Annotated in this window: 7 protein-coding genes; 3 read left to right on the top strand and 4 right to left on the bottom strand. The window is 57.2% G+C overall.

The window, feature by feature from the left end; all coding sequences use genetic code 11:
- Nucleotides 1-132: 132 nt before the first annotated feature.
- On the top strand, nucleotides 133-2,226 hold the full coding sequence (locus IEW12_RS15200; RefSeq protein WP_188566947.1) for an aminotransferase class V-fold PLP-dependent enzyme: 2,094 nt from the start codon (nucleotides 133-135) through the stop codon (nucleotides 2,224-2,226).
- A 153-nt stretch (nucleotides 2,227-2,379) separates the two neighbouring features.
- Here the strand turns inward: IEW12_RS15200 and IEW12_RS15195 are convergent, their stop codons facing one another.
- A complete protein-coding gene (locus IEW12_RS15195; RefSeq protein WP_188566946.1) occupies nucleotides 2,380-3,588 on the bottom strand; it encodes a GIY-YIG nuclease family protein in 1,209 nt (402 codons plus the stop codon).
- Between the two features lie 232 nt (nucleotides 3,589-3,820).
- On the opposite strand from IEW12_RS15195, the gene IEW12_RS15190 reads away from it, so the two are divergent.
- Together IEW12_RS15190 and IEW12_RS15185 are read left to right on the top strand one after the other, a co-directional pair.
- Nucleotides 3,821-6,547 (top strand): polysaccharide deacetylase family protein, encoded by a 2,727-nt coding sequence (locus tag IEW12_RS15190; protein ID WP_188566945.1) that lies wholly within the window; start codon nucleotides 3,821-3,823, stop codon nucleotides 6,545-6,547.
- A gap of 264 nt (nucleotides 6,548-6,811) precedes the next feature.
- The gene (locus IEW12_RS15185; RefSeq protein ID WP_188566944.1) at nucleotides 6,812-7,036 is read left to right on the top strand and encodes a hypothetical protein; all 225 of its coding nucleotides are present in this window, start codon (nucleotides 6,812-6,814) and stop codon (nucleotides 7,034-7,036) included.
- A 119-nt stretch (nucleotides 7,037-7,155) separates the two neighbouring features.
- Here the strand turns inward: IEW12_RS15185 and IEW12_RS15180 are convergent, their stop codons facing one another.
- The 3 genes from IEW12_RS15180 to IEW12_RS15170 form a co-directional block, all read right to left on the bottom strand.
- On the bottom strand, nucleotides 7,156-9,471 hold the full coding sequence (locus tag IEW12_RS15180; RefSeq protein WP_188566943.1) for a penicillin-binding protein 1A: 2,316 nt from the start codon (nucleotides 9,469-9,471) through the stop codon (nucleotides 7,156-7,158).
- Nucleotides 9,472-9,559: 88 nt separating this feature from the next.
- Nucleotides 9,560-11,326, bottom strand: a complete 1,767-nt coding sequence (locus IEW12_RS15175) for an ABC transporter ATP-binding protein (protein ID WP_188566942.1) — start codon at nucleotides 11,324-11,326, stop codon at nucleotides 9,560-9,562.
- Nucleotides 11,316-13,067 (bottom strand): ABC transporter ATP-binding protein, encoded by a 1,752-nt coding sequence (locus IEW12_RS15170; RefSeq protein WP_188566941.1) that lies wholly within the window; start codon nucleotides 13,065-13,067, stop codon nucleotides 11,316-11,318. Before IEW12_RS15170 ends, IEW12_RS15175 begins: the two co-directional genes overlap by 11 nt.
- Between the last annotated feature and the right edge of the window lie 196 nt (nucleotides 13,068-13,263).

Genomic DNA, 13,263 nt, shown 5'->3' with positions numbered 1-13,263 from the left:
CTATTTCACAAATATTTGGTAAAAATTTCTGCCTGATCGTTGCTACGATCTACTACATACAAACATCGCCTTTATGACGATGCAAAAACAGCAAGCCGGCTGCAACAAGTACCTTTAATTACAAGATCAGCAATGTCAGAAATTTACCTGGACCATAACGCCACCACTCCTGCACTGCCGCAAGCCGTGGAGGCTGCCTGCAAATCCATGGCCAGCGGCTTTGGCAACCCCAGCAGCACCCATACCACCGGCCTGCGCGCCAAGGCACAACTGGATGAGGCCAGGCAAAGGGCCAAGCGGCTGATCGGTGCCGGAGAGGGCCAGGTCGTTTTTACCAGCGGCGCGACGGAAGGCATACAAATCGCCGTGTTATCCGCGCTGGCAGAACTGCGCCTGCGCCGCTTTGCGCCTAACCCGCCCGGCTCGCTGTTGCTATACGGCGCCACCGAACACAAGGCTGTATCCGAGGCGCTGAAGCACTGGAACCAGTTCCTGGGCCTGGGTTGCCGCGTGGTCGCCATTCCGGTCGACGGCAACGGCCGTCACGATCTGGATTTCCTGAAAAAGCATGCGGCCGATGCAGCGATGATATGCACGATGGCCGTCAATAATGAGACCGGCGCAATCTCCGATCTGGCCGGCATAGAAAAGACCTTGCTGGACAGCGCCAGCCAGGCGCTGTGGCTGGTGGACGCGGTGCAGGCACTGGGCAAGATCAAGCTGGACCTGGCAAACACGCGGATAGACTACGCCACTTTCTCCGGCCACAAGCTGTACGCTCCCAAAGGCATAGGCATGCTGTATGCGCGCGCTGGTGCGCCCTACACGCCGTTGACCGTTGGCGGCGGACAAGAGTTTGCATTGCGCTCAGGCACGGAAAATACCGCAGGCATCGCCGCACTAAATGCCGTCATGGCACTGATGGAAAACAAGGACCCTGTTTTCCATGGCCACGACACATTGCACGGGTTTCGCAAAAGGCTGGTGGCAGCGCTCAGTGCAGCCTTCCCGGAGATCGTATTCAATTCGCCGCTGGATTTTTCTGTGCCGACCACGCTGAATTTTTCGGTACCGGGCATAGGCAGCAAGGAATTGCTCAACCTCTTCGACTCCGCCGGCATACGCGTCAGCTCGGGTTCTGCCTGCAGTTCCAGCAGCAGCGCCCCCAGCTATGTATTGCAGGCAATGAAGATACGCGACGACTACGCAAGTTCGGCCATCCGTATGTCTTTTGGACCTGCGACGACAGAAAACGAGATTACCGAAGCCGTCGCCCGCATCGCGCTGTGCGCTGAAGCTACGCGCCAAGCCGGCGGCTCCACCGACGTGCTGGCCAGCATACAGGATGGCCTGCTGCGCCTGGAAAGCGATGGCGTCTGCTGCTGGGTACTGACCGATGCCGCTGCACGCCGCTGTGTGATCATCGATCCCGTCAACGAGCTGAACGACAGGCTGGCGCGCTATGTGCACCTGCACGGCCTGCAGTTGACTGCCGTCCTGGTAACGGATTTGCACTCGCCGGCTGCCGAAGCACGCGATGCGCTAACTGCGTTGCTGTCTGTGCAGACGAGCGGTCTCAGCGACGCCCGCACCGACGCGCACGGCTGGCCATTGACCGGCACCAGCGTCCAGCAAGGCGAGACATTGGCCTTTGGAGACCAGGTGCTGGCCTGCTTGCGGGCCAGCGACAATGCGCGCATCTTCCTGGCAGGAAAAGCGATAGCGGAAAAATTGAATCCGGAGCAAGTGCAGTATGCGTTCATGGGCAAAACGGCAAGCACGCTGGCGGACAAGCCTGCAGTGCTGGAAATGCTGGCAGCAACATGCAATCAACACACTATCCTGTGCCCAGGCGATGCGCAAACCATGCTGTTCACCACGCTGGCGGCAGAGCGCGCGGTCCAGGCACCTGCAGGCAACATCGTCAATGACATCCATATCCATGCAGAGACCATCAGGAACCTGCTGCACGACCGCCCCGATACCTTGCTGGTAGATGTCAGGGAAGCCTATGAACACAGCTTTCTGGACGCTGAGCTGTTTGATGCGCCGGTGCTGAACGTCCCTCTGGCGCAATTGGCAAGCCGCGCCGGTGAATGGCTGCTTCATACAGACACGCCACTGATTTTCTTTTGCCGTAGTGGAGCGCGTAGCGATGCTGCCACGCGCTGCATGCGCCGTCTCGGTTACCAGCAAGTATGGAGTTGCGCGGGCGGCTTGACCTGACTAAAGTGAAACCTGACTAAAGCGAATCAAGTTAATCGGATCGACTTAAGCTGTTTTGAATATCGCCGGCGCCACCAGGGGTCGGCGATTTTTTTTGAGGGTATTCATGCAGGAAAGCAGGATTGCCGCGTTATCCCGGCACTCTTGGAGCGATTAACCGACTGCTGCAGCCTGTGCCAATTGCCTGCTCAGGCACTGGTTATATGCCCTTGGTCCATTCTGATATTTGTCCTGCGCACAGGCTGCCTGCATGCTGCGCTGGCGCGGTAAACTCAGGCGCGACATACCTTCCGGCCTTGATGCTGGATCAAAACCGGATACCTGCTTGCTGAGACAGGAATTGTAAGCCGCCAGCCCCTTCCCATAGCGTTCGCCCAGACAGGCATATTCCACCGAGCTCTTTTCATCCTGGTTCAATGCCGACATATCGGCCGGCCGTTTGGCAGGATCGAAAGCAGCCAGTTGTTTCATCACGCAACTACTGAAGGTATTGGAAGTGATTTTTCCGCTCGAGTTTTTATCGTTGGCCGAAATGCAGGCCATACCGACCGCACTCTTTTCCTGCTCGTTCAGCTTGGCCAGTATCGTGGCGTATTTGTCGTGCACCGGCGTCCTGCCGGCAGGCAGCGTGGTCGGCACCACGACAGGCAGTACTGACCCGTCACCCTGCGGGCTGGCGACAACGCGAAAACTGACTGCATTGGCATCTTCACCGCCAGTAAAACCGTTCTGCACCGCCGCGCTGGCATCTCCTGCATAAGCGGGCCTTGCCACAGCATTACTTGCATACAGATGATTACCGTCGGTCCAGGCACTAAATACCCATGCGATCGCCACCAGCGCCAGCATGCTGACGGCTGCGGTCATCCACAGATAGGCTTTCTTGAAGACACCGGTATGCGTGGTCTCATCGGCATCATGTTCTTCCCCGGCCAGTTCAATATCGCCCTGCAGATCATGATTCTTGATCTGGTCCAGTCTGGCCCGGTGGCGGTGCAGGATATCTTCATCGACGCCAGCGCAAATCCTGCCTATGATCTCTTTGGCACGATCCAGTTCCAGCTCGAAATAATCCTGCTCCTTGCGTCCCCGATGGCAGTATTGCAATTCCTGGAAAATCTGTTCCAGCGCGCCGCCGCAGTCGCGCGTGTGCACTTCAAATTCGCAGACGAAGGTGCCCGGTATCGTATTGTTGATATCGCGGTTCAGTTCCATCGCCTTGGACCAGCCGGAACGCCGCGTAGAGCCTATCTTGTAGACGCCCTCGCGCAAACCCTGGTTGGCCAGCAGATACACGATCCCCGGCACGCCATGATTGGCTCTGTGTTCACGATAGTTGCCTCTGTAACTTGGCGTCGTCATTCTTCACCTGCTGACAAAAAAAATTTCCTGGCCTACACAAAACGTGTCGGGCCTTGTATTGGGTCTCTTATGCAGTCTAAGACGATTTGGATTTCCCCTTGCTGGGAATAAAACGACGGAAACCCTTCTCTTTTTGCATTTGCGGGCACTTGCGCGAAATTCGCCTCATGCAAATTTGGACAGACTGATAAGATATTGCATCCTGACCAAATACTCGCCGCAGCCATTGCCTATGAACTATCGTCGTCCTTTAATTGCAGCAATTGCCCTGTCGCTGGTCGCAGCGGCCGGCTTTCTGGTTTACAAGAAATCAGATGCCGGCAAAAATACAGATCCGTCATCCGGCAATCCTGCAGAATCCTCCGCCCCCATTGCTGCTGTATCGGCAGAAATTCTGAATGGACCAGAGCAATTGCTGGCCGCGTACAGAAAAATTATCGTCCTGCTTGCCGACGAGAAAAATTTAAGTAGCAAGGAGAAAGCCGCTGCCAATCAGGTGGGCCAGTCGCTGTTTCACGAAAACCTTGCCCGCCTGGAAAAGATCAACGAACAGCAAAGACAATTGCAGACCCAGCCTGTGGCGCAGCGGGAAGCCAGCTACGACGCCTTGCTGGCCTATATAGAATCTGGCAAGGACTTGTACGATGCCGACAGGCTGGCGTTCCGTGAAGTATTGCTGAGCCTGCAAAAACAAGTTGCGGTGGAACAGACCTTGCCCGCTATCAAGGTCCACAAGCGTATCTCGGAAGACTTGACTGCGCTGGATGATATAGAGAAACAATACGACCAGGAACTAAAGGATATTTTCTCCCGCTTCGACAGCCGCGCCATACAGCCTAAGCGCGAGCGCTGGGATGATTACCTGGCCCATCTGCGCGGCATCTATACCCGTGAGCAGATCATGAAGGACTATGGCGTGATCGTGCCTTATGTTCCAACTGCAGAGGTCGCCGCACAGGATGCCAAAGAAAACAAGGAAGCCAGCAAGAGCAGCGAAATCTTCGGCAACGGCTTGCCGCCAAAGACCGTAGTGCTGAGTTTTGACGACGGCCCGCATCCTCGCTACACAGCAGAAATAGCGGCCATCCTGAAGCAATACAATGTGCCTGCCGTATTTTTTGAAGTGGGCAAGAATATAGGCAATGTCAATGCGCAGGGCAAGGAGAGCCTGGGCAATAATGCCAAGATCAGCCGCGACCTGCTGGCTGCCGGCTATGCCTTGGGCAACCATAGCTACAGCCACGCCTTGCTGTCCAAGCAAACCGGCAACAGCCTGCATGACGAGATCACGCAAACCGACCAATTGCTGAAGGCGGTCGATGCCAAGCGCTCGCCGCTATTCCGCTTCCCCTACGGCGCGCGCAACAAGGAAGGCATGGAGCTGCTGTCTTCCTTGGGCCTGCGCTCGGTCATGTGGAATATCGATTCGCTGGACTGGGCAGATCCGGTTCCCAGCTCCATCGCCGACCGTGTGCTGAGCTCGGTCAGCAAGGAACAGCGCGGCATCATCCTGTTCCACGATATCCACGAGCGCAGCATCAAGGCACTGCCGCTGGTGCTGGACAAGCTGATTGCCGACGGCTATAGCTTCGCAGGCTGGGACGGCAAGGAATTCACCGTCAGCAAGGACAATAAGCCCAGCACGGAAAAAACCAGCGTCAGCACCGGCTATCAGAATAGCTGGGCGGTCGTCATTGGCATCAACGATTATGCCAAATGGCCCAAGCTGCAATATGCGGTGCAGGATGCAAAAGCGATACGCGACACGCTGGTCAACCGCTTCGGCTTTTCCAGCGACAAGGTACTCACGCTCAGCAACGGCGAAGCCACGCGCAATAACATCATGGCCCTGTTCCATGACAAGCTGGCGCATGCACAACTGAAAAAAGATGACCGGGTATTTGTGTTTTTTGCCGGCCATGGCGCCACCCGCAAACTCAGCTCGGGCCGCAATCTTGGCTATATCATTCCCGTGGATTCCGATCCGGACCAACTGGCCTCCGATGCGATACCGATGACGGACCTGCAAAACATTGCCGAAAGCCTGAACGCCAAGCATGTGCTGTTTGTGATGGACGCCTGCTACAGCGGCCTGGGCCTGACGCGCGGCGGCGGCTCTTCCAACTTCCTGCGCGAAAACGCAAAACGCATGGGACGGCAAATGCTGACCGCCGGCGGCGCCGACCAGATGGTGGCAGACGGCGGCCCGAACGGCCATTCGATATTTACCTGGACCCTGCTGCAAGCCTTATCCGGCAAGGCAGACCTGAATGGTGACGGCATGATCACCGCAACCGAATTGGCAGCTTATATCGCGCCTGCGGTGTCCAGCGTGTCGCAGCAAACGCCGGCCTTCGGCAGCCTGCCTGGCTCGGAAGGCGGCGAATTTGTCTTCGAACTGCCGACCGAGACTGAATTCCTCAGCGCGCAAACCAGCCAGCTGCCTGCCGACGCCATTGCTATGAATACCAAGCTGGACAATGGCCGCAAGGCCGAAGTCGCAGAAAATAGCGGCAGCAGCGGCGGTACCATCACGATCAAGAATCTGCAGGGAGAGGAGCAGAAGATAGCCACTCCAAAGCAGGCTGATGCGTCTACCCGTCAACTGGCGCAGCGCGCGAATGACAAGGGCCTGCAGTTGTATAAGGAAAAACAGTATCAGGAAGCAGAGAAAGCATTTACCGAAGCCTTGAAATACCGTCCTGACTTTGGCCTGGCCGCCAACAACCTGGGCTTTGTGTATTACAAGCAAGAGAAATATGCGGAGGCAGCGCGCTGGTTTGAGAATACCTTACAGATCGATGCATCGCGCGCGATTGCCTACCTGAACCTCGGCGATGCCCGCGCCCATCTGGGCGAAACGGAGAAGGCGAAAAAAGCCTACAACAGCTTCCTGGAGCTGGCGCCGAACAATCCCAATGTGCCTTACGTAAGGGAGCAGTTGAAAAAACTGGGTTAGTGACAGGCGCTTGTGCGGCGCTGTCATCAGCGCGTCACAAGTTGATGTTAGCATCCGGAAAATCCGCTACTCCTCCAAAGGTTCGGATCTTAGCCCGCTGCTTGGTCAGCGGGTTTTTTTTAAGCTTTCCCATTTTCAATGTTTCCCCTGCTCCAGCATTTGCATCGCGCCTTCCTACACTCCGCTAAGCCATCGTCCTGCATACGATAACAACTTGAAAAGTTAATCTGGCAAGTCCCTTCACAGGCTGAGGCAGGATGAGTGATGAGCTACAAATTTGAACATACCGACGACGTCGAAATAAGCGAGCCCTTGCCGGATCAGGCATCCACGATAGAGCGCGATGAGCATACACGCACCCATTACCGCAATGACAGGGTGTCCTATACGCACAAAGAGCTGGAGCACGTGACTGAAAAACGCGAGTTGGCGCCGAGTAAATCTCTGAAGGCCAGCAAGCCGCGTTCATCGAGGGAGCTGCGCTGCTGATGTTTCGTTGCTGATATTTCCGTGCAGCCGGTTTTCTTAAGCCTCCTCTGCGGATCTCAATAAAAAAAGGAAGCGTCGCTTCCTTTTTTTACGTCCTACGATTTTATCGTCGCGCGATATTAGCCGGCAGGAGGCGTCGCCGCTGCTGGCGGCGTAGCCCCATCTGTAGGCGGCACATCCATATCCAGCGTCTTGATGCCGATGCCATTGCTGAACTCGTTGTACATCCAGTCGCCATCCATGAAGGACACGCCTTCCGGCAAGGCGCGCTGGGTTTCCGGCTTGCCGCTCAGCGCCTGCTTCATATAATCTATCCAGATAGGCATCGCCAGCGTAGCGCCGAACTCGCGCCCGCCCAGCGATTTGGGATCGTCGTATCCCATCCAGGCCACTGCAACGATATTCTCTGCATAGCCGGCAAACCAGCCATCCACGGCATCGCTGGTGGTCCCGGTTTTGCCAGCCAGGTCCTTGCGGCCCAGGCGTTGCGTTGCTGCAGCACCAGTGCCTGTCCTGACCACTTCACGCAGCAGCGTATCGACAATGTACGCATTGCGGCCATCTATCACGCGATTCTCTTCCTGCGCCACTGCCGGCGCCTTGGTCTCCGTGACCAGGGTGCCGCGCGCATCGGTCACTTTTTGTATCAGCCACGGCGTTACCTGATAGCCGCCGTTGGCAAATACTGCATAGGCACCCGCCATCTGTACCGGCGTTACGGAACCGGTGCCCAGGGTCAGCGTCAGGTTGGTCGGTTGCTTTGCTTCATCAAAGCCGAAGCGCGGCAGATACGAGTGCGCGTATTGCGGCGTGATCGCCCTCAGGATACGTACCGATACCACATTCTTCGATTGCGCCAGTGCAGTACGCATCGTGATCGGGCCGTCAAACTTGCCATCATCATTCTTGGGGTCCCAGGGCTGGCCGCCGGTATCGGCGCTGGTCAGCGGCATCGGGACGTCATTGATGATAGTCGATGGCGAAAAGCCCTTTTCCAGCGCAGCCGAATAAATGAAGGGCTTGATGCTGGATCCAGGCTGGCGCCAGGCACTGGTGACATGGTTGAACTTCTTGCGGTTAAAATCAAAACCGCCCACCATCGCGCGATACGAACCATCCTGCGAATTCAGCGCCACAAAGGCAGCATCCACTTCCGGCAACTGGCTGATCGCCCAGCGGCCCTTGCCATCCTGGCTGGCCCGTATGATTGCACCTACGCGTATCTTCAAATCGCGGTTGGCATTGGCCTGCAGCGCCTTGGCCGCAAAGCGCAAACCGTCGCCAGTGATTTCTATCGTATCGCCAGAAGCCGGCTCGGCACGTATCAGCTTGGGGCTGACTTCCACCACAACCGCAGACACCAGCATGTCATTGCTGGGGTGCTTCAGCAGCGCCTCGTCAATTGCATCGTCGCGGTCATCTTCATCCTTGGGCAATTCGATGAAAGCTTCAGGGCCGCGATAACCGTGGCGCTGGTCATAGTTCATCACATTGCGGCGCAGCGCGTCATAAGCAGCATCCTGCTCCGCCTTGACGATGGTTGTATATACCTTGAAGCCGCGGGTATAAGTATCATCCTTGTACTGCGCATACATATTTTGCCTGACCAGCTCGGCGACATAATCTGCATGCGCTTCAAATTGCTGGCTGCTGCTGATCTGGATTTTTTCGTCCAGCGCCTGCGTATACTGGGCTTGTGTAATATGCCCCAGATCCAGCATGCGTTTCAGCACCAGTTGCTGGCGCTGCTTGGCGCGGATGGGATTGACCGCAGGATTATGCCTTGCCGGATTTTGCGGTACGCCGGCCAGCATCGCCGCTTCAGCGATCGTCAGGTCTTTCAGCGGTTTGTTGAAGTAAATGCGCGCGGCACTGGAAAAACCATGCGTGCGCTGTCCCAGGTAGATCTGGTTCATATACAGCTCCAGGATCTGGTCTTTGCTCAGCGCGGCTTCTATCCTGTAGGCCAGCAATATTTCCGTCAGCTTGCGGGTCTTGGTCTTTTCCTTGGTCAGGAAAAAATTGCGGGCGACCTGCATCGTGATCGTGGAGGCTCCCTGATGATAGCCTGCGGTCAAAATATCGGTCATCAATGCGCGCGTGGCGCCCCTGAAGTCGATACCGCCATGTTCATAGAAGCGGGAATCCTCTATCGACAGCAAGGCATCCTTCATCACTTGCGGCACATCCTTGATGGCGACAAAATCCCTGTGTTCTTCGCCAAACTCGCCGATCAGCGCATTATCTGCGGTATACACGCGCAGCGGAATCTTGGGACGGTAGTCGGTAATGGCATCCAGCGATGGCAGGTTGGGCGCCAGCACCAGCAGCACATAGCCGATAATGAAGAGGAGCACCACGATACCGGCGCCCAATAAGGCAATACCCGCCTTGATCAGTCTGCGCTGTAAGGGGCTTTTGGAATCTGCTATCAAATCAACAACCTTTTTTGCTTGTTTTCTTGCTCATGGTGGAAATATTTCGCTTCGGCATTTTAGCCCATCAGGGCGGCGGACCCGCCGATTACTCCTCCAGCGCCTGTAACAAGTATAATTTTTGGTAAATTCCCTGTTCCAGCGCCATCAGTTGTGAATGGCTGCCCTGCTCTGCGATATGGCCATGATTCAGCACCACGATGCTGTCTGCATCGCGTATCGTCGATAACCTGTGGGCGATGGCGACCACCGTGACCCTGCCCCGTAATTCTGACAAGGCCAACTGCACTACCTGCTCGGTCTCGCTGTCGATATGCGAGGTCGCCTCATCCAGGAACAGGATGCGCGGCTGGCCAGCCAGCGCCCGCGCTATCGCAATCAACTGTTTTTGCCCGGTAGACAGGCGGGCGCCGCCCTCGCCCAAAGGCGTGTCGAAGCCCTGCTCCAGTTGCAGGATGAAATCGTACACGCGCGCGGCCTTGGCAGCGGCCATGATGGCTTGCTCGCTGATATCCCGGCCCATCGCAATGTTTTCACGCGCGCTGGCCGCCAGCAGGAAGGGATCTTGCGGCACCAGGCCCACGCTGGCACGGAATTGCTCATCGCTGAACGACGCCACCGGCGTGCCGTCTATCTGTATGCGGCCGGATTGCGCAGTGTAAAAGCGCAGCAGCAGGCTGAGCAGGGTGGACTTGCCGCTGCCGGTATGGCCGACAATGCCGTAAAAACTGCCTGCCGGGATGTGCAGGCTGACATCCTTCAATACCGGATCGGCGGGATCATAACCGAAGCCCACGTGCTGCAGGCGCAACTCGCCGCGGCTGATCTGCACATTGCTGCTGACTGCCTGCGTGGTGCTTTCATTAAGCAGCGTATTCACGCGCGCCGCCGATACCGTCGCCTGCTGTATCTGGCCGAACTGCAGCGTGATCTGTATCAGCGGATCGACCACGCGCGCAATATAGCTGACAAATGCATACAGCACGCCGACTTCCACGCCCGACAGGGTACGCGTACTGAAGCTGAAAATCACGATCACCAGCAATAGCGAATTCAGCAGATCCAGCGCCGGCCGCAACAACCAGGCATTGGCACGCAACTCATCCAACCGCGACAGGTAGTGCTGATGATTGGTGGCGGCAAAGCGCTCGCCGAAACGGCGCTCTGCATTGCTGGCCTGCAAGGCACTCATGCCATTGATGCTCTCGGCCACCTGCGCATTGATCTCGCTGCGCAAATGCCGGGCGCGCGTCACCGCTGGCGCACTCCAGCGCTGGTAAAACAGCACGATCAGCACCACGGCGGGAATCAGCGTAGTGACAATCAGCATCAGCCGCCAGTCCAGCCAGGCCATCGCCACCATCGCCCCGATAACCACGATAGAACTGTCCAGCATCACAAACAGTACCTGCACATACAGGTTCTTGACCGCTTCAGTATCGTTGGTGACACGGCTCACCAGTTGGCCGGTAATCGCCTTGTCGAAAAAAGCCATGGGCAGACGCATGACGTGGCCGTACACCTGTTCGCGCAAGCGGCGTACCGAGCGCATTGCCACTCCTGCCAGCCGCGTCAATTGCAGATAGCGCAGCCAGGTCGCCGACCAGCCTGTAATCACATAGGCCAACAGCAGCACTGCCACCCAGCCCCAATCCATCTGGTGCGGCAACAGGTAGCGGTCGATGAACGCCTTACCCAGCAAGGGGCCGAGCGCTTCCAGCCCTGCTGCTATGGACAGGAAGAAGATACCCAGCCATACATGTCTTTTTTCCGGCGCGGCCGCCTGCAGCAGCAATTGCACAGCCTGTTTTTTTTCGGAAGCGCTGGCATTCCTGATTTCGTTTTCAGGCTGCATCCAGGCTGGCCTCCAGTTGTTGATAACGCCATTGGGCCGCATACCAGCCCGCTTGTTCCAGCAGATAGCCGTGCGTACCCTGTTCTATGATTTTCCCTTCGTGCAAGACCAGGATATGGTCGGCGTCGGCCACTGCGCTCAGCCTGTGGCTGACGATGATTGCAGAACGCCCGGCACGCTGCTGCCGCAGTTGTTGCAGATGCTGCAGGATGCGGGTTTCGGTATCGGTATCGACCGCAGACAGTGCATCATCCAGCAAGAGCAATGGGCTCTCAGTCAGCAGCGCACGCGCGATCGCCACCCTTTGCCTCTGGCCACCCGACAGCGTCACTCCGCGCTCGCCGACCGGCGTATCGTAGCCCTGAGGGAAGCGCAGTATGTCTTCATGCACCGCCGCCAGTTCGGCGGCGTGCATTACCTGCTCGCGTGTGGCGTCTGGATTGCCCAGTGCAATATTGGTCGCGATAGACGCAGAGAACAGAAAGGGCTCTTGCGCCACCCAGTTGATCGCCGAGCGCAGCGTATGCAGCTTATATTCATCCAGCCTGTGGCCGCCCCAGCTCAGGCGTCCCTGCCGTGTTTCATATTGGCGCAACAGCAGGCGCACGATAGTGGATTTGCCGGAGCCGGTGTGCCCGACTATGCCTAAAGTCTTGCCGGGAGCCAGGCTCAGCGAAACTCCGCCCAGCGCAGGCGACTGCTGCCCCGGATAGGTAAAGACAACGTCATCCAGCCGTAGGCTGCCTTCCGGCGCAGACTCCAGCGTGCCGCCATCCTGTACCGACAGTTCCTGCGCCAGCACCGGCTCCAGGCGCCCCCAGGCAGCCTTGCCACGCTCCAGCAACGACAGCACCCAGCCGGCAGCAAACATGGGCCAGATCAACTGCCCCAGATACATGGAAAAGCTGGTCAGCACGCCTATTGTCATCTGTCCATGCCACACCAGATAGCCACCGAGGGCCAGGGTCAGCATGCCGGCAGTCGTCAGCGCAATACCGACTGCCGGTTCATAGGCAGCCTCCCAGCGTTGCGCAGACAGGCTGGCTGCCGCTGCCTGCTCCGCCAGCTCGGCAAACTGCTGGGCGCTGCGCTGTTCCAGCCCGAGGGCGCGCAGCGTGCGCACGCCTGCCAGGGTTTCCTGTACCTGATCATTCAGCCGGCTGAACCTATCCAGCGAATCGCGCGACGCGTCGTGCACATGATGCGTGATGTGCTTGAAGGCCCAGGCCATGAAAGGAAAAGGCAGCAGGGCAACCAGCGCCAGCCGCCAGTCCACGCCCAGCAGCATCATGCCTATCACCAGCGCAAAGGTCATGGAACCATCAAAGCCGGCCAGCATCGCTTCGCCGGATGCCATTTCTATCGCGTCTGCATCGTTGGTACCCAGCGCCATCAGGTCGCCGGTGCGCTGTTGCTGGAAGAAGCTAGGCCCCTGCAGGCTGAGGCGCTGATACAGACGGGTACGCAGTTCCACCCCAAGGCGGAAGGACGCGGCAAACAATTGCATGCGCCAGCCCACCCGCAGAAAATAGATGGTTACCCCCATCAACGCCAGCCAGGCCAGTTGGGTCACCAGCGCAGGCGTATCCAGCGTATGGGCCACCAGTGCATCGATGATGGCCCCTACCTTGCGCGGGATCAGCACGGTCAACACGGCGACCGAAAACAGCATTGCGCCGGCTGCCACATAGTGGCGCCAATGCTGGCGTATGAATTGTGCAAGTAGTTGATACAGCGTCATGCTTGATGATTATTTGGCTTGGTTTGCAGCTTCTTGAAGCCCGAATGGCAGCAATTTGCCAACGGAATGGGAAAGGAGAAGGATAACATCTTTACAAAAACAAAAATCCGCAGCCCTTGCAGGCTACGGATTTCCCTGGACCAATTTTAGACCTCTCACAGTGGATCTGGTTCCATCTATCGGCTAAGCTATAAAT

Source organism: Parundibacterium terreum (assembly GCF_014636315.1).
Lineage (GTDB): Bacteria > Pseudomonadota > Gammaproteobacteria > Burkholderiales > Burkholderiaceae_D > Undibacterium > Undibacterium terreum.
The sequence above is the reverse complement of the archived record's forward strand: the minus strand, read 5'-3'. Positions and strand labels throughout refer to the sequence as shown.

Excerpts from the sequence above, each read along its gene's own strand:
- IEW12_RS15200 (WP_188566947.1), top strand. The coding sequence starts at position 133 with ATGTCAGAAATTTACCTGGACCATAACGCCACCACTCCTGCACTGCCG.
- IEW12_RS15175 (WP_188566942.1), bottom strand. The coding sequence starts at position 11,326 with ATGCAGCCTGAAAACGAAATCAGGAATGCCAGCGCTTCCGAAAAAAAA.
- IEW12_RS15195 (WP_188566946.1), bottom strand. The coding sequence starts at position 3,588 with ATGACGACGCCAAGTTACAGAGGCAACTATCGTGAACACAGAGCCAAT.
- IEW12_RS15170 (WP_188566941.1), bottom strand. The coding sequence starts at position 13,067 with ATGACGCTGTATCAACTACTTGCACAATTCATACGCCAGCATTGGCGC.
- IEW12_RS15185 (WP_188566944.1), top strand. The coding sequence starts at position 6,812 with ATGAGCTACAAATTTGAACATACCGACGACGTCGAAATAAGCGAGCCC.
- IEW12_RS15190 (WP_188566945.1), top strand. The coding sequence starts at position 3,821 with ATGAACTATCGTCGTCCTTTAATTGCAGCAATTGCCCTGTCGCTGGTC.